The following is a 15465-nucleotide window of genomic DNA, read 5'->3' on the forward strand; positions in this document are numbered from 1 at the left end:
CTACGAAGACTGCGAGACCAGCTGCTCCACTTGTTGCCCGCGCATCCGCTGTGAGATCACCGCGGTGATGCCGTCGCCCTGCATGGTCACGCCGTATAGCGCGTCGGCGACCTCCATCGTCGGCTTCTGGTGCGTGATGATGATCAGCTGAGACCGGGCCCGCAGCAGCTCGAACAGGCTGATCAGCCGGCGCAGGTTGGTGTCATCGAGCGCCGCCTCCACCTCGTCCATGATGTAGAACGGCGACGGCCGGGCACGGAAGATGGCCACCAGCATCGCCACCGCTGTCAGCGCCTTCTCACCACCGGACAGCAGCGAGAGCCGGGTGATCTTCTTGCCGGGCGGGCGCGCCTCCACCTCGATGCCGGTCGTGAGCATGTCGTCCGGATCGGTGAGCCGCAGCCGGCCCTCGCCGCCGGGAAACAGCACGGTGAAGACTTCGCGGAATTCTCGTTCGACGTCGACGAAGGCGTCGCTGAACACCTGCAGGATGCGGGCGTCGACGTCGGCGACGACGTCGAGCAGGTCCTTGCGGGCCGCCTTGACGTCCTCGAGCTGCGTGGACAGGAAGTTGTAGCGCTCCTCCAGCGCGGCGAACTCCTCCAGGGCCAGCGGGTTGACCCGGCCCAGCTCCGCGAGTTCGCGCTCGGCGCGTTTGGCGCGCCGTTCCTGGGTGGCCCGGTCGTACGGCATCGGGGCGGGCGCGACGACTTGCTCACCGCGTTCCCGCGCCTGCTCGAATTCGGCCATCTCGAGCTCGGTGGGCGGCAGCGCCACGTCCGGCCCGTACTCGGCGATCAGGTCGGTCGGCGCCATTCCGAACTGCTCCAGCACCATCTGCTCGAGCTGCTCGATACGCATCGCCGCCTGCGCGTTGGCCACCTCGTCGCGGTGCAGTGAGTCGGTCAGGGTGGCCACCCGGGCGCTCAACGCGTTCACCTCCTCGCGCACCGCCGCCATCGCCGTCGCGCGCTCCTGGCGTTCGGCCGCCAACGCGTCGCGGATTTTCGACGTCGCCGCGACCACTCCGTCCAGCCGCTGCGCCAGCAGCCGTCCGGCGTCGGCCACGGCGGCGGCGACGGCGGCCGCGCGCAGCCGCGCCTCGCGCGCCTGTTGGGCCCGCAGCCGTGCCTCGCGTTCGGCGGCCGCGGCACGGCGCAGGGAATCCGCGCGCCCGCGCACGGCATTGGCCCGCTCCTCGGCGGTCCGCACCGCCAGCCGGGCCTCGACCTCGGCGCCGCGGGCGGCCTCGGCTCCGGCGGCGATCCGCTGTCGGACCTCCGCATGGTTGGGCTCCTCGGCATGCACGTGCTGCGTCTCCTGCGCGTTGCGCAGCCGGCTTTCCAGTTCGGTGACTTCATCGAGCGTCTGCGCGCGGCCGGATTCGAGCTCCTCGCGCTGCCGCAGCAACCTGGTCCACTCGTCTTCGGTCGTGCGGGCCTCCTGCCCGAGCCGGCCCAGTTGCTCGTACATCGCCGAGATCGCGGTGTCGGATTCGTTGAGCGCGGCCAATGCCTGCTCGGCGGAGTCCTGGCGGGCGGCCTGATCCGTCAGCGCGCCGGACAGGGCCGCGGTCAGCTGAGCGACCTGTGACTCCGCGGCGGCCAGCTCGCTGCCGGCCTTGTCGATTTCCGAGGTGACCTCGAGCGTGGACAACTTGCGGTCGGAACCCCCACTCACCCAACCGGCGCCCACCAGGTCGCCGTCGAGCGTGACCGCGCGCAACTGCGGGCGCGCCGCCACCAGCTCGAGCGCCTGATCCAGGTCGTCGACCACCGCGACACCCGAGAGCATCGCCGTGATGGCGCCGCGCAGCCGCGCGGGCGCGTCGATCAGGTCCAGCGCCCACAGGGCGGTGCCCGGCAGGGCGTCGCGCGCCACGGGGTGGTCGGCGGGCCAGTCGCCGAGCACCAGCGCCGCGCGCCCGCCGTCGGCCTGCTTGAGCGCGGCGACGGCGGACCGGGCCGCGCCGAGGCTTTCGGCGGCCAGCGCATCGGCCGCCGATCCCAGCACAGCGGCCAGCGCCGCCTCGTAGCCGGAGCGGACCTTTACCAGCTTGGCGATTGGCCCGAAAAGACCTGTACCAGAATGGTTTTCGGTAAGCCAGGCCGCGCCGTCCTTACGCTCCAGGCCGACCGACAACGCGTCGATGCGGGCGCGCAACGAGGCCACCCGGCGTTCGGCGTCGCGTTCGGCGGATTGCAGTTCGGCGACGCGTGCGTCGGCCAGCCGTAACGCGGCCACGGTCCGCTCGTGGTGCTCGTCCAGGCCCACCTCGCCCTGGTCGAGCTCGCCGACGCGCCCCTGCACGGTTTCGAATTCCGCCTTGGACTGCTGCGCGCGGGCGGCGGCCTCTTCGATGCGTTCGGACAGCCGCGCGACGCTGTCGTCGATCGACTCGACGCGCGCCCGCATGGTCTCGACCTGACCGGCCAGCCGCGCCAGCCCCTCGCGCCGGTCCGCCTCGGCCCGCACCGCCGCCAGGTGGGCCCGATCGGCCTCGGCGGCCTCGCGCTCACGCTCACCCAGCTCGGCGCGGGCGGCATCGAGCCGCGTGCGCGTCTCGGCCAATTCGGCCAGCAATTGCTGCTCGGCGGCGGCCACCCGCTCGGCCTCGGCTTCCAGGGCGTCGGGATCGGTGTCGCTGGGCGGCGCCGGTTCCAAGTCGAGGTGCTGAGCGCGTTCGCTGGCGATGCGGACCGTCGCGGCCACCCGTTCGGCCAGCGCAGACAGCCCGAACCAGGTGTGCTGCACCGATTCGGCCCGAACCGAGAGTTCGGCCACCGCCGCCTCGTGCGCCGTGAGCTCCTCGGACGCCACGGCCAGGCGGGCGGCGGCCTCGTCGTGCTCGCGGCGGACTGCGGCCTCGGCCTCGAAGATGGCGTCGCGCTGCACCTGCCGGCTGACCAGGTCGTCGGCCGCCAGGCGCAACCGGGCGTCGCGCAGGTCGGCCTGGATGGTTTGGGCGCGGCGGGCCACCTCGGCCTGGCGGCCCAACGGTTTGAGCTGGCGGCGCAGCTCGGTGGTCAGGTCGGTGAGCCGGGCCAGGTTCGCCGACATCGCGTCGAGTTTGCGAAGCGCCTTCTCCTTGCGCTTGCGGTGCTTGAGGACGCCGGCGGCCTCCTCGATGAAGGCGCGACGGTCTTCGGGTCGCGACTGCAAGATCTCGTCGAGCTTGCCCTGCCCCACGATGACGTGCATCTCCCGGCCGATCCCGGAGTCGCTCAGCAGCTCTTGCACATCCATCAAACGGCAACTGGCGCCGTTGATTTCATATTCGCTGGCGCCGTCACGGAACATCCGGCGGGTTATCGACACCTCCGAGTATTCGATGGGCAGCGCGTTGTCGGAGTTGTCGATGGTGACGGTGACTTCGGCGCGGCCCAGCGGGGCCCGCGACGAGGTGCCCGCGAAGATGACGTCTTCCATCTTGCCGCCGCGCAGAGTCTTTGCTCCCTGCTCCCCCATCACCCAGGCCAGGGCGTCGACGACGTTGGATTTGCCGGAACCGTTGGGCCCGACGACCGCGGTAATGCCCGGCTCGAAACGTAGAGTCGTCGGCGATGCGAAGGACTTGAAGCCCTTCAGCGTCAGACTCTTGAGGTACACGGCGAGCCAGACTACCGCTCAAATCGCCCGTGCCGCCCGCACCGAGGGGTGTCGCCCGGGCCGAAATACCGCCGCTGAGCACAGTCGCCGCACTGGCCACAATGACCACATCAGTCACGGGATCGGAAGGGATGTCGCCCGCTGAAACGTGATAGGGCCGGCGCTATCAGGCGTCAGCGTTCGACGAAGCCTTCGTACCGTTCCTGCGGCTGCGACCAGTCGGCGACCACCCTGTGGACGCGGCCCGGCCTCGGCGGCCACGACTCGTCGCCTTCCAGCAGCGCCAGGAGCTTCTCGCCCGCTTCGCGCGGCCCCTGAGCGACCACCAGGACGCGGCCGTCGGTCTGGTTGGCAGCGTAACCCGTCAGGCCCAGCTCGAGCGCCCGGGAGCGCGTCCACCAGCGAAATCCGACGCCCTGGACTTCGCCGTGCACCCAGGCGGTGAGCCGGACGTCAGGCTCCGACATCGGCAACCTCGAGATTGACCCGCGTGCCGGCCTTCAGCGTGCGCCCGACGGTGCAGACCAGTTCGATCGCCCGGTCGACCACCACCCGCAGCCGCTCCTTCTCCTCCGCGGACAGTCCGGACAGGTCGAGTTCGAGCGTCTCCTCGAGCAGCGGATAGACCTCGTGTTCGCGGTCGGCGTCCCCCGACACCCTGACCACCGCCTTGTAGTCATCACCGAGCCGGCGGGCGAGCGGCTGATCGCTGGACATCCCGCTGCACGCGGCGAGCGCGATCTTCAGCAGCTCACCGGGGGTGAACACACCCTCGACGTCCTCCGAGCCGACCAGGACCTGCGCGCCACGCGAGCTGTATCCCGTGTAACGGCGCGACCCCGTGCGCTCCACCCAGAGTTCGGTCATGCCTTACTTTTTACCGGGCGGTGCTTGCGGTACGCCGCGGGCATACTGCGTTTGATGGCCATCGTGGTCGCGTTCCACGCACATCCGGACGACGAGGTAATCCTCACCGGAGGCACGCTCGCGCGGGCCGCGGCGGGCGGGCATCGCGTGGTCGTCGTCACCGCGACCGACGGGCGTGTGCACAACGAAGAAGCCGATTTCCGGCTGGACGAATTGCGTGTGAGCGCAGGCATTTTAGGAGCCCCCCGGGTTGAGTGCCTCGGCTATGCCGATAGCGGTTATGGCCCTGTGTTCTACCCGGATCCGCCGGGTCGGATCCGCTTCGGGCGAGCGAATGTCGAGGAGGCGGCGCAGCGGCTCGCGGCAATACTGAGGGAGAACGCGGACCTCCTGCTCAGCTATCAGCCCAACGGCGGCTACGGCCATCGCGATCACGTCCAGGTGCATCACGTCGGCACGCGGGCTGCCGAACTGGCGTCGACGCCGCGGGTGCTGGAGGCGACCATGCCTCGCGAATTACTTGTGCGCGTTGGTCATCTCGCCCGTCTGCTGCGGCTGCCGGCACCCTAAGCGTTCGGCCTTGCCCGCCGGGGCCGCTCGCCGGGACATCTTCGATCGATCCGCCGTCGGCCCGATCGAGTGGGCGTCCTGGGCGACGCCACTCGGTGTGTCGCGACCGTGGGCGCACGCTCAACGCCCTGGACGCACACTCAAACCCGCGGCCGCGGTTGGCATCTCGGGCAGTAGAACGACGACCGGTTCATGAACTTCTCCCGGCGCATCACCGCGCCACAGCGGCGGCAATTCTGCCCTTCGCGGCCGTAGGCGTCCAACGACCGGTCGAAGTAGCCCGATTCGCCGTTGACGTTGATATACAGCGAGTCGAACGACGTCCCGCCTTGCGCCAGCGCGTCGCGCATCACGTCGGCCGCGGCGTCCAGGATGGCGCCCAACTGGCGGCGGCTCAACCCAGCGGCGATCCGGGCGCCGTTGACCTTGGCCCGCCACAGCGCCTCGTCTGCATAGATGTTGCCGATGCCTGACACCACCGTTTGATCGAGGAGCTGCCGCTTGATCTCGGAATGCTTGCGCCGCAATATGTTAACGACGGAATCGCGGTCGAAGAGCGGATCCAGCGGGTCGCGGGCGAGGTGCGCGACGGGGACCGGCACGACGCTGCCGTCGACGTTCACCAGATCGGCGAGCATCCACCCGCCGAAGGTGCGTTGGTCGGCGAAGCTCAGCACCGTCCCGTCATCAAGCAGCGCGGAGATGCGGACGTGGTCGGCGCGCGGCACTTCTCCCAGCAGCATCTGCCCGCTCATGCCAAGGTGCACGACGAGCGCGGTGTCCGGCTGGTCCGGAGCGTCGAGCAGCAGCCAGAGGTACTTGCCGCGCCGATCGGTGCCGGTGATCCGGGCCTCGAGCAGCCGGGCGGTGAGGTCGGCGGGCCCGGCCTCGTGACGGCGCACCGCGCGCGGGTGATGCACCCGGACGGCCGTGATCGTTTTACCCACAACGCGGGCCTGCAAGCCGCGGCGCACCACCTCGACTTCCGGCAGCTCGGGCATCTAATCGGGCACCTAGGCGGACGTTTTCCCCGCGGTGTCCAGCACTTCCAGCGCTTTCCACGTGGCCGCCGCGGCCTTCTGCTCGGCTTCCTTCTTGGAGCGCCCCACACCCGAGCCGTATTCGGTGTCCATCACGACGACGACGGCGGTGAATTCCTTGTCGTGGTCCGGGCCGGTGGAGGTGACGACGTAGGACGGCGCGCCCATACCCCGCGCCGCGGTCAGCTCCTGCAGGCTGGTCTTCCAGTCCAGCCCGGCGCCCAGCGTCGGCGCGGCGTCCAGCAGCGCGCCGAACAACCGCAGGATCACTTCGCGGGCCGTGTCGATTCCGTGCCGCAGGTAGATGGCGCCCAGCAGCGATTCCATGCCGTCGGCCAGGATGCTCGATTTGTCGGCGCCGCCGGTGTTGGCCTCCCCGCGTCCGAGGTAGAGGTGAACGCCCAGGCCGTCCGCGGACAGCTTGCGCGCGACATCGGCCAGCGCCTGAGTGTTGACGACGCTGGCCCGCAGCTTGGCCAGGTCCCCTTCCGAACGGTCGGGATGCCGGTGGTAGAGCTCGTCGGTGATGGTCAGGCCGAGCACGGCGTCGCCGAGGAATTCCAGACGTTCATTGGTCGGCAGACCGCCGTGCTCGTAGGCGTAGCTGCGATGCGTCAACGCCAGCGAAAGCAGCTCGTCGGGCAACTCGACCCCGAGGGCATCGAGCAGGTCTTGCCGTGACGTCATTGCTCACCCCGCGCCGCGTCGGGCTCGGGAAACATGCCCGCCAGCTTGGCCCACCGCGGGTCGATGCGGTCGTGGTGATGGTCCGGCTCGGCCGCGAGGGCAACGCCGCATTCGGGGCACAGCCCCGGGCAGTCGGGCGTGCACAGGGGCGAGAACGGCAGCTCCAGTCCGACGGCGTCGACGATCGCCTGCTCGAGATCGATGATGTCGTCGACGATGTGGCCGACCTCGTCTTCCTCGGTGGTCGCCTCGGTCGTGCTGTCGGGGTAGGCGAACAGTTCGGTCAGCCGGACCTGCACGTGACCTTTGACCGGGGTGAGGCAGCGGGAGCATTCGCCGGCGGTGGGCGCGTCCACCGTCCCCGTCACCAAGACGCCCTCGGAGACCGACTGAACCTGTAGGTCGAGTTCCAATGGAGCGCCCGCCTCGATCGCGATCATGTCCAGCCCGATGCGCGACGGGGTGGGCACGGTCTTCCGCAGGGTCACCATCGCCCCGGGACGCCGCCCGAGCCGGGCGATGTCAATCCTCATCGGGGAGCTCAGATGGCGCTGCGAGGTGGTGCTGTGCTGCCGCGTCATATCAGAAATCCTACGGCGCGAACCGCACAATTCCAGGGCGCGGCCGCCCGGTCGACGCGCTAACGCACCGCGTAGTCGTGCGTACCGGCCGCCGTCCGGAGTTGGTGACGACCGCGCCCGACGGACCGAAGCGTGCCGTTGAGGAACTCCTCGAACTCGGCGAGCTTGTTGTCGACGTAGATGTCGCATTCACCGCGCAGCCGGTCGGCCTCGGCATGGGCCGAGTCGATGAGACGGGTGGCCTCCGCGTTGGCCGCCTCCACCACGCTGTTCTGCGACACCAGGCGCTGCTGCTCCTTGATGCCCTCTTGCACGGCCTTCTCGTAGGAGATGTTGCCGTTCTCGAGCAGCCGGTCGGCCTCGGCCTGGGCGCGGCCGACGCTGGCCTCGTACTCCCGTTTGGCCGCCGTGGCGATGCGCATCGACTCCTCGCGGGCCTCGCCGACCATCCGCTCGCTATGCTGGCGCGCCTCGCTCACCATGCGGTCGGCCTGCGCCTTTGCGTCGGACAACAGCCGGTCGGCCTCTGCACGGGCGTGGTTGAGCATCGACTCCGACTCGGTGGTCGCCGAGGAAACCATGGATTCGGCGTGCGACTTGGCGTCCTGCAGCATCGAGTCACGCGCGTCGAGCACATCCTGGGCGTCATCGAGCTCGCCGGGGATCGCATCCTTGATGTCGTCGATCAGTTCCAGCACGTCACCGCGTGGCACCACGCAGCCGGCCGTCATCGGAACGCCGCGTGCTTCTTCAACGATGGCGCTCAACTCGTCGAGCGCTTCAAAGACCCTGTACACGGCCATATCCTCCTGGCGTCTGCAAAACTGTTGTTACCAGTGTGCCTGGTGTTGCCTTTGTGACAGTGGTGGCGAGGCCGGTGTGTCGGACATTTGACCGCGACAACGACGCAAAATGCCGCAGAAAACCGGCTGCGACCTCCCCGTCATGAGTCAAATCCATCGAAACGCCCGTCCGCGCCGCCAAGGTTGGCCGCACCTGTTGCCGGCCATTGTAGGGATCGCCAAGACTCCAGGCGCTGGCCAGCGCACTTTGTACCGGTTGGGACATACCCAGTAGGGGTATAGTTTGGCGCGGGGTCAACCGAGGGGAAGGACGAGAACTCGTGCTAGCAGCGATCGGACACGCCTTGGCAGTGACGGGATCGATGACGTGGGAAATCCTGTGGGCGCTGATCTTGGGATTTGCTCTGTCTGCGGTGGTGCAAGCTGTGGTGCGGCGCTCGACCATCGTGGCGCTGCTGGGCGACGACCGCCCACGCACCTTGGCCCTCGCCGCCGGTCTCGGCGCGGCATCGTCGTCATGCTCGTACGCCGCGGTGGCCTTGGCCCGATCCCTCTTCCGCAAGGGCGCCAGCTTCACCGCCGCCATGGCATTCGAGATCGGCTCGACCAACCTGGTGGTCGAACTGGGCATCATCCTGGCCCTGCTGATGGGCTGGCAATTCACCGCGGCGGAATTCGTCGGCGGCCCGCTGATAATCGTAGTGCTCGAGGTCTTGTTCCGATTGTTCGTGCGCTCCAGGCTTATCGATGCCGCCCGTGAGCAGGCCGACCGCGGGCTCGCCGGTTCGATGGAAGGCCATGCGGCCATGGACATGTCGATCAAGAAGCAGGGCTCGTTCTCTCGGCGCCTTTTTTCCCCGGAGGGCTTCACTTCCGTTGCCCATGTGTTCGCGATGGAGTGGTTGGCGATCCTGCGCGACCTCGTTCTGGGCCTGTTGATCGCGGGGGCCATCGCGGCGTGGGTGCCCGAAAAGTTCTGGCAGAGTTTCTTTTTGGCCGACCACCCGGGCTGGTCGACGATATGGGGGCCGATCGTTGGACCAATCGTGGCGATCGTGTCCTTCGTCTGCTCGATCGGCAATGTCCCGCTTGCCGCGGTGCTGTGGAACGGGGGCATCAGTTTCGGCGGTGTCGTCGCGTTCATCTACGCCGACCTGCTGATCCTGCCGATCCTGAACATCTACCGCAAGTACTACGGAACCAGGATGATGCTGACACTGCTGGGCACGTTCTATGCGGCCATGGTCGCGGCGGGCTATCTGGTCGAATTGATCTTCGGCACAGCGAGTCTCATTCCGAAGCAGCGCAACGCCACGGTCATGGAAGCGACGATTTCGTGGAACTACACGACCTGGCTCAATATCGTCTTCCTCGCCGTCGCCGCCATCCTGGTGGCCCGGTTCGTCACGACGGGCGGAGTTCCGATGGCGCGCATGATGGGCGGCTCACCCGCCGCTGGGCACGAACACGATCACGAGTGCCACTAGCTGATGGCGTGAACCTGTTGAGCGAGTGAGGATTCAGAAGCGGCTGGCGAGCTTCTCGCGCAGGAGGCGGTTGACCGGTTCGGGCAGCAGCTCCGAGACGTCCCCGCCCAACAGCGCAACCTCTTTTGCCAAGGACGACGAGACGAACGAATAGCGGGGTGTCGTCGCGACGAAAAACGTGTCGACGCCGGCGATGTGCTTGTTCATCTGCGCCATCTGCAGCTCGTATTCGAAGTCGGTGCCGGTGCGCAGGCCCTTCACGATGGCGGTCATCCCCTGCGACCTGACGAAGTCCACCACCAGACCCTGGCCGGCCTCGACCCGCAGGTTGGGCAGATGTGTCGTCGACTCGTTGATCATCGCGATCCGCTCGTCGAGCTCGAACATGCCCTTCTTGGCGGGATTGGTCAGGATCGCCACCACCACCTCGTCGAACTGAGCCGCCGCCCGTTCGAAGACGTCGATGTGACCCAACGTCACTGGATCAAACGACCCCGGGCATACCGCGCCACTCATGTCGCGCACCGACGACGATGCAGTGGGGGCACCGCCCGATCGCGGGGGACAAAGCGATGAGGTGGGGGTACGCCCCCACAAGTGGGAGGAACCCCCACCCGCTTGCGGGGGAGAGCGGCGCTCATGTCGAAAGACGGTACACGCCCGACTCACAGTCGTTCGGCCAGCTCCAAACGGGTGTCACCATACACGCGCGGCGGCCACACGGACCAGCCGGCCGGCCAGCTCAACGGCGCGCCGGAAGCCGCGCGCTCCACCACCGCCACGGTTCCGGGCTTCGCCCAGCCATGAGTGACCAAGGCGGCCAATACGGCTTCCACCTCGGCGGCCTCGACGTCGTAAGGCGGGTCGGCCAGTACGAGGTCGACCGGGCTCGCGGTCCCGGCCGCCAAAACGGTCGCGACCGCGCCGCGGCGCACCGCCGCGCCGGTCAAACCGAGGGCGTCGATGTTGCGTGCGATGACGGACGCGCTGCGCTGATCCGATTCCACGAACAACGCCGACGCGGCCCCCCGCGACAGCGCCTCCAATCCCAGTGCGCCCGAACCGGCATAGAGGTCCAGCACCGCAACGTCGTTCAGGTCACGCCGCACGGTCAAGATGTTGAAAAGCGACTCACGCACGCGGTCGGTGGTCGGCCTCGTCCCTCGCGGCGGGACGGCGATGCGCCGGCCGCCTGCCACGCCGCCGATGATCCGGGTCACGTGCCAACGCTTACAGCAGCGTCGACCAATAGTCCCAGAACCGCGCCATGATCAGCAGAAACACCGCGGTGAACCACAGCGCGGCGATGGACCACCGCCATTGGTACAGCACCCACGCCACACCGCGTCCCCGGCGTTGCAGCGCCGGGCGGCACACGATCGACGCGACGACGACCAGCAAGGTGATGGTGGCCGCCCAGACCACCATGCAGTAGGGGCACAACGCGCCGATGCTGTACAGGCTCTCGTAGATCAGCCAGTGCACGAACCCCGCCCCGATCACCAGCCCGACCGTCAACCCGATCCAATACCATTGCGGCAAGGCTACTTTGGTCACCGCCAGCAGCCCAGTGACGACCACCACGGTGAAAGCCCCGAGGCCGAGCAGCGGATTGGGGAATCCCAGCACCGACGCCTGCGGCGTGACCATCACCGAGCCGCACGACAGGATCGGGTTGAAGTTGCACGACGGCACGTACGCCGGGTTGAGCAGGAGGTCGATCTTCTCGACGGTCAGCGTCGCGGAGGCGACCAAGCCGATGACACCGGCGATCAGCACCCACCACGCGCTGGGCGCCCGCACGCGAGCTTCGGGACCCAATTCCGGTGTCAGGCCGGCGGTTTGGGCTGACACCGGAGTGGTCACGTGGCCGCGGGGCTCACGGCGCCGTCGATGCCCGGCACGTCACCCACGATGCTCTTGATCTTGGCGACCAGCGCATCCGGGGTGGACGGGTCGTACTCGTCGCCGTTGATCTTGATGGTCGGCGTGGCGTTGATCTTCGCCGCCGCCGCCTCGCCGGTGACCTTGGCGATGTACTTGCCGCTGTTGACGCAGTCGGGCACCTTGCCGACGACGCCGGCCTCGCGGGCCAGCTCGATCAAGCGGGCGTTGTCGGGAAAGCTGGTGCCGCGTTCGCTGGGCTGGATGTCGGTGGTGAACAGCGCGGTGTGGAATCGGCGGAACGCGTCGATGGACTCGTCGGCCACGCACAGGGCCGCGGCGCCCGCCCGCGACGAATAGTTCTGGTTTCGGGAGTTGTCGAGGATCGACACCATCGAGTAGTCGGCCGCAATGGCACCGACGTCGATGAGCCTGGACACCGTCGGGCCGAACGTGCGCTCGAAGTTGCCGCAGGCCGGGCAGAGGAAGTCCTCGTAGAACGTGACCACGGCCTTGGGGTTGCTCGTCCCCGGCTGGGTGACCAGCTTGCTCGACGTCACCCGCACCGTGTCACCCGAGCCGATCGCGGCCGTCTTCTTGTGGTGCGTCACCACGATGTAGGAGACCAGCGCGACCAGGAAGATGACGACGACGGCGGTCCCGCCGATCTGAACGAGTCGGCCCGATTTACCGTCGGCAGCCTTCATGTCAAAGCGCGGGGGGCGTTTGGATTTGTCGGCCACAGTTTCCGTGATCCTTCGGTACTCGGGTTGTCGTTCGGTGGTGGGCAAGACAACGGCGCCTCTAGATTACCGGCGGCGACCGCGCAAGAGATCAGACCCGGCTCAGGTGGGCACGCAGAGCGGAAATCAATTCGGTGGTCGCGGCGGCGCTGCCGCCGCCGAGCTGGAACAGGTTGGCGAAGCCGTGCGTCAGCGACCCCATGCAACGCAGATCGACCGCGGTCCCGGCGGCCTGCAGGGCCGCCGCGTAACTCTCACCTTCGTCGCGCAAGGGGTCGAAACCGGCGACCGCGATCAGCGCGGGCGCGAGCCCGGCCAACGACTCGGCCAGCAGCGGCGAGACCCGCGGGTCCGTCCGGTCGATGCCCGAACGCCTGAGGTATTGAGACTCAAACCAGTCGATGTCGCGCTTGGTCAACAGGAATCCGCGTGCGAACAGGCCCATCGAACGGGTCTGCGCGGTGAAGTCGGTCCGCGGGTAGATCAGCCACTGCAGCACGGGGGCGGGCTCGCCCTCGTCGCGCGCCCGTTGGCAGACGACGGCGGCCAGGTTGCCGCCCGCACTGTCGCCGCCGACGGCGACCCGGCCAGGCGCAGCGCCGAGTTGCTCGGCGTGGTCGTATGCCCACCTGAAGGCGGCGTACGCGTCCTCGACCGCGGCCGGCGCGGGGTGCTCGGGAGCCAGCCGGTAGTCGATCGACAGCACGTGAATGCCGGCGTCACGACACGTCAACCGGCACAGCGCGTCGTAGGAGTCCAAGTCGCCGATGGACCATCCGCCGCCGTGGTAGAAGACCAGCAGGGGCGCGGACGCGCCGTTGGCGGGGCGGTAGTGCCGCGCCGGGATCTGGAAGGCCGGCCCTGGCAGCGATAGCTCCTCGACGTCGACGTGGATCTGCGGACCGGGTAGTTCCAGCAAGAGCTGGCGGAACTGAGCGCGGGATGCACCCGGGTCGTCGTCGACGACCAGACCGTCGATGCCCACGGCGCGCAGACCGGAAAGCATCAGCTGAAGCGTGGCGTCAAGCGTGTTGCCGTCGATGGTGACCGAACGGCCACCGAACAGCGCGCGCTTGGCCGGGGTCGGGATCCACGGAATGACCTTGACACCGATCGTGGAGACGGCGCCCTGCATGCGACTGGCCAGGCGCATCGGCGAGTGCTTCACGCCAAGGTGGAGGTCCGGCGCAGGCACGCTCTTGGTCATGGGCACTCCCTTGAGTAAAACGTCTAACGCTCGACGACGGCGGCTGTCCGCTTGCCCGCCGTCGTGTCGGAGCCTTCCGGTTCCCGGCGGCCACCGAGCAGATGCGGTTGGTGTCGCGCTGCGCGCCGGCAGGGCGGTTGCCGGTTCGGCTGTGCCGTGTGACCAACTCTACGTGTAACGAATATGCGAAATTCAGGCCAGGGTCCGATATCACCGCGGCCCGGCCCGGTGTTCGATGAGGTGGTATTTTTCCAGCCCGGTACTATCGCGCCGATGGGACGGCGTCGACCTTCTGGCACGATGACGGCACCCGGCTGGGTCCACGATCCTTCAATTTCACAGGCAGGTGAATGACATTGGCTAGCGAGTCGGGCGCGGCCGTGCCCTCGATAGCTCTTAATGACGAAAACACGATGCCGGTGCTTGGCCTGGGTGTCGCGGATTTGTCGGAAGACGAGACCGAGCGCGCGGTCTCGGCGGCGCTGGAGATGGGCTGCCGGCTGATCGACACCGCCTCGGCCTACGGCAACGAGGCTGCCGTCGGCCGTGCCATCGCGGCCTCCGGGATTCCCCGCGCAGAGCTGTTCGTCACCACCAAGCTGGCCGCCGCCGACCACGGATTCCTGCGGTCCATGGAGGCCTGCAAGGAGAGCCTGGAGCGGCTGGGCCTGGATTATGTTGACCTTTACCTGATCCACTGGCCCGTCCCGGCGCGCGGCGAGTACGTGAACTCCTTCGGCGGCCTGATCCAGTGCCGCGGGGACGGGCTCGCACGTTCGATCGGCGTCTCGAACTTCACCGAGCTGCACGTGACGGACGTCATCGACCTGAGCTTTGTGACCCCGGCTGTCAACCAGATCGAGCTGCACCCGCTGCTCAACCAGGAACCGCTGCGCAAGGCCGACGCCGAACACAACGTGGTCACCCAGGCCTACACGCCGCTGGCGCTCGGCAAGTTGAAGGACAACCCGACCGTGACCTCCGTCGCCGGCGAATACGGCAAGACCCCGGCTCAGGTACTTCTCCGGTGGAACCTGCAGCTGGGCAACGCGGTCGTCTTCCGGTCCGCCAATCCTGAGCACATCGCCGGCAACCTCGACGTCTTCGACTTCGAGTTGGCCGCCGAGCACATGGACGCCATCAACGGGCTGAACGACGGCACCCGGTTGCGCCCCGACCCCAACACCTTCGAGGGCATTTAGGCTAGCCCGCGGGGCAGGTGGCCGCCGCTTGTCGCAATACCCCCGTCGACGGCTGGTCCACCGGTAACGAATAACCGCGCAGCACGGCGATGAACTGCATCGCGTACTGGCAGGCGAACGCGGCATTCGGCGGCATCCACTGCGCCGGCGCCGCGTCGCCCTTGTCCTGATTCGCCTGTCCGTCGACGGCCAGCAGGTTGGCCGGATCGTTGGCGAACCGCAGCCGCTCGTCGTCTGGCCAGGCAGAGGCGCCCATGTCCCAGGCGTAGGCGAGCGGGACGATGTGGTCGATCTGCACCGCCTCCCCGACCTTGGCGCCGCGCTGGAACGCGATGGTCTTGTTGGTGTACGGATCGTGCAGGGTGCCGGTGGCCACGGCGTCCGGGCATCGTTTGGTCGAGACATACGTCTTGTCGATGAGGTCGCGGTTGAGGATGTCGTCGCGGGTGTCGCAGCCGTTGTGCCCCAGCGGGGCGTCGTTGTCGTCGGTCCACGCGGCGCCGAACGCGGCTCTGCGGTAGTCGTACCGGTGTGCCCGCACCGGTAGCACCGCGATGCCCGCGAGCACGTCGGTGCCGGGTTGCACCGTGGGGACGTCGGCGCGCGCCGCGTATTCGGCGGCGTGCCTGGCCGTCGAGGATCCGACCGTCTGGTAGGCGACCAGCAGCGCGAGCGCCGCGGCCGCGGACAACCACAGCAGAAGCTTGCGGTTCACTAGCGCCGTCCCCCACACGTGGGAGGTGCCCCCACTCCCCCGCAAGCGGGTGGTGCCCCCACTGCATCGT

15 protein-coding genes and 1 pseudogene are annotated in these 15465 nt (G+C 68.1%); 3 read left to right on the forward strand and 13 right to left on the reverse strand.

Annotated features, from left to right (window positions below; genetic code table 11):
* The 3 genes from smc to A5678_RS08130 form a co-directional block, all read right to left on the reverse strand.
* Entirely contained in the window at positions 1-3609 is a 3609-nt protein-coding gene (smc, locus tag A5678_RS08120; protein WP_068040673.1) for a chromosome segregation protein SMC, read from the reverse strand.
* 173 nt (positions 3610-3782) lie between these two features.
* Positions 3783-4076 carry an acylphosphatase gene (locus tag A5678_RS08125; protein ID WP_068040675.1) on the reverse strand — a complete coding sequence of 98 codons (294 nt, stop codon included), beginning with the start codon at positions 4074-4076 and terminating at the stop codon, positions 3783-3785.
* Entirely contained in the window at positions 4063-4476 is a 414-nt protein-coding gene (locus A5678_RS08130) for an OsmC family protein (RefSeq protein ID WP_068040677.1), read from the reverse strand. The genes A5678_RS08125 and A5678_RS08130 overlap by 14 nt, the downstream gene beginning before the upstream one ends.
* Positions 4477-4530: 54 nt before the next feature.
* Here A5678_RS08130 and A5678_RS08135 point away from each other — a divergent pair.
* Positions 4531-5037 (forward strand): annotated as a pseudogene (locus A5678_RS08135) (PIG-L deacetylase family protein); the annotation flags it as partial.
* Positions 5038-5186: 149 nt separating this feature from the next.
* Here the strand turns inward: A5678_RS08135 and mutM are convergent.
* From mutM to sepIVA, 4 genes are read right to left on the reverse strand one after another with little or no spacing between them, the layout of a single operon-like run.
* Positions 5187-6047 carry a DNA-formamidopyrimidine glycosylase gene (gene mutM, locus A5678_RS08140; protein ID WP_068040679.1) on the reverse strand — a complete coding sequence of 287 codons (861 nt, stop codon included), beginning with the start codon at positions 6045-6047 and terminating at the stop codon, positions 5187-5189.
* 12 nt (positions 6048-6059) lie between these two features.
* On the reverse strand, positions 6060-6773 hold the full coding sequence (gene rnc / locus A5678_RS08145; protein WP_068040681.1) for a ribonuclease III: 714 nt from the start codon (positions 6771-6773) through the stop codon (positions 6060-6062).
* Positions 6770-7354, reverse strand: a complete 585-nt coding sequence (locus A5678_RS08150; RefSeq protein WP_197502072.1) for a DUF177 domain-containing protein — start codon at positions 7352-7354, stop codon at positions 6770-6772. The genes rnc and A5678_RS08150 overlap by 4 nt, the downstream gene beginning before the upstream one ends.
* A 59-nt stretch (positions 7355-7413) precedes the next feature.
* Positions 7414-8151 (reverse strand): cell division protein SepIVA, encoded by a 738-nt coding sequence (gene sepIVA, locus A5678_RS08155; protein ID WP_068040785.1) that lies wholly within the window; start codon positions 8149-8151, stop codon positions 7414-7416.
* 326 nt (positions 8152-8477) lie between these two features.
* On the opposite strand from sepIVA, the gene A5678_RS08160 reads away from it, so the two are divergent.
* Complete coding sequence (locus A5678_RS08160; RefSeq protein ID WP_082945445.1) at positions 8478-9644, forward strand: permease; 1167 nt, start codon at positions 8478-8480, stop codon at positions 9642-9644.
* A gap of 33 nt (positions 9645-9677) precedes the next feature.
* Here the strand turns inward: A5678_RS08160 and coaD are convergent, their stop codons facing one another.
* From coaD to A5678_RS08185, 5 genes are all read right to left on the reverse strand, one after another.
* Positions 9678-10160, reverse strand: coding sequence for a pantetheine-phosphate adenylyltransferase (gene coaD, locus A5678_RS08165; protein ID WP_068040787.1), 483 nt, complete (start codon positions 10158-10160; stop codon positions 9678-9680).
* Between the two features lie 149 nt (positions 10161-10309).
* Positions 10310-10864 (reverse strand): 16S rRNA (guanine(966)-N(2))-methyltransferase RsmD, encoded by a 555-nt coding sequence (rsmD, locus tag A5678_RS08170; protein WP_068040686.1) that lies wholly within the window; start codon positions 10862-10864, stop codon positions 10310-10312.
* A gap of 10 nt (positions 10865-10874) precedes the next feature.
* Positions 10875-11510, reverse strand: coding sequence for a vitamin K epoxide reductase family protein (locus A5678_RS08175; protein ID WP_068040689.1), 636 nt, complete (start codon positions 11508-11510; stop codon positions 10875-10877).
* A complete protein-coding gene (locus A5678_RS08180) occupies positions 11507-12271 on the reverse strand; it encodes a DsbA family protein (protein ID WP_068040691.1) in 765 nt (254 codons plus the stop codon). The genes A5678_RS08175 and A5678_RS08180 overlap by 4 nt, the downstream gene beginning before the upstream one ends.
* Positions 12272-12362: 91 nt before the next feature.
* Positions 12363-13478: an alpha/beta hydrolase gene (locus A5678_RS08185; protein WP_068040693.1), complete on the reverse strand. Its 1116-nt coding sequence runs from the start codon at positions 13476-13478 to the stop codon at positions 12363-12365.
* A 356-nt stretch (positions 13479-13834) separates the two neighbouring features.
* Between A5678_RS08185 and A5678_RS08190 the strand changes: the two genes are divergently transcribed.
* Positions 13835-14680 (forward strand): aldo/keto reductase, encoded by an 846-nt coding sequence (locus tag A5678_RS08190; RefSeq protein ID WP_156746809.1) that lies wholly within the window; start codon positions 13835-13837, stop codon positions 14678-14680.
* A 1-nt stretch (position 14681) separates the two neighbouring features.
* Here the strand turns inward: A5678_RS08190 and A5678_RS08195 are convergent, their stop codons facing one another.
* Positions 14682-15395 (reverse strand): HNH endonuclease family protein, encoded by a 714-nt coding sequence (locus A5678_RS08195; RefSeq protein WP_068040697.1) that lies wholly within the window; start codon positions 15393-15395, stop codon positions 14682-14684.
* Positions 15396-15465 lie beyond the last annotated feature (70 nt).

The sequence above is a fragment of the Mycobacterium sp. E2733 genome (genome assembly GCF_001667585.1).
Classification (GTDB): domain Bacteria; phylum Actinomycetota; class Actinomycetes; order Mycobacteriales; family Mycobacteriaceae; genus Mycobacterium.

What these genes read in the sequence shown, in the direction of transcription:
- coaD (WP_068040787.1), bottom strand. Translation starts at nt 10,160, where the DNA reads ATGAGTGGCGCGGTATGCCCGGGGTCGTTTGATCCAGTGACGTTGGGT.
- rnc (WP_068040681.1), bottom strand. Translation starts at nt 6,773, where the DNA reads ATGACGTCACGGCAAGACCTGCTCGATGCCCTCGGGGTCGAGTTGCCC.
- A5678_RS08150 (WP_197502072.1), bottom strand. Translation starts at nt 7,354, where the DNA reads ATGACGCGGCAGCACAGCACCACCTCGCAGCGCCATCTGAGCTCCCCG.
- mutM (WP_068040679.1), bottom strand. Translation starts at nt 6,047, where the DNA reads ATGCCCGAGCTGCCGGAAGTCGAGGTGGTGCGCCGCGGCTTGCAGGCC.
- A5678_RS08130 (WP_068040677.1), bottom strand. Translation starts at nt 4,476, where the DNA reads ATGACCGAACTCTGGGTGGAGCGCACGGGGTCGCGCCGTTACACGGGA.
- A5678_RS08125 (WP_068040675.1), bottom strand. Translation starts at nt 4,076, where the DNA reads ATGTCGGAGCCTGACGTCCGGCTCACCGCCTGGGTGCACGGCGAAGTC.
- A5678_RS08185 (WP_068040693.1), bottom strand. Translation starts at nt 13,478, where the DNA reads ATGACCAAGAGCGTGCCTGCGCCGGACCTCCACCTTGGCGTGAAGCAC.